At 35.7% G+C, this 920-nt stretch carries 1 protein-coding gene; it reads right to left on the bottom strand.

The genetic code is table 11. The annotated features are described in order from the left end of the window. Positions 1–33 precede the first annotated feature (33 nt). Positions 34–920, bottom strand: an 887-nt coding sequence (locus AC061E_RS16585; protein ID WP_478287247.1) for a SprB repeat-containing protein, incomplete at its 5' end; no start/stop codon positions are given.

A 920-nucleotide genomic window follows, 5' to 3' on the forward strand; every position in this document is an offset into this window, starting at 1 on the left:
TCAAAGTAATTTTATTATCTACAAATCTGGTGACTACACTGTTACTGTAACAGATTTGTAGATAATAAAATTACTTTGAGTTCCTTGAGGCTCTCCGTTTAAGCTGTATTGGTAGTTACCAAAACCACCTGAAACAGTAGAAACAATTTCGTTCAATCCACCATCAGAAAGTACGATTGTGATTGGGTTTATTTGATCTACATCAAAGATTACTTGCTTAATACAACCGTTGGTATGTCTTACATCAACAGTATGTGTACCTGCGCTCAAGTTATTAAATACATTACTAACTTGGAACGCTGATCCATCTAGAGAGTAATCTAAATCTGCAGGTGCGTTTCCAGCAGCCACTGTAATGGTTACCGAATTAACTTGACTATTATTTACACAATCATAGTTTACCGTAGCTTTTGGATTTAATGTTACTGGTTGACCAAGTAAAATTGAAATATCACTTTCACAACCATTAGCATCACGAATGTAAACAATTTGTTCATTTCCTGATAAACCACTGAAATCAAACTGTGCTTGTGTAAGCGTTCCTGTGGTGTACGTTCCGTTTCTATTATTTAAACTTACACTGTAAGGAGCAACTCCTCCAGTAATGTTCAAGCTAAAAGCACCATCTGCATCTCCAGCACATACTTCTGGAACCGCACTGTTAGGAATTACATTAGCGAATACAGATCCTGGTTCTCTAATTTCTATTCCGGTTATGTATGCAAAACATCCATTTTCATCTTGTACAATGTAATCATAGAAACCTGGTTTTAAGTTATCAAATACATTCGATTCAAAGAACTGATTCAAATCTGGTGAAATTGCATACTTAATAATTCCAGTTCCTCCAGAAGCTGTAATTGTAATTCTACCATCTCCCTCTCCTGCACAAGTAATATTTGTAACTGCGTAAGATTGTG

This window comes from Flavobacterium sp. GNP011 (genome assembly GCF_056428925.1).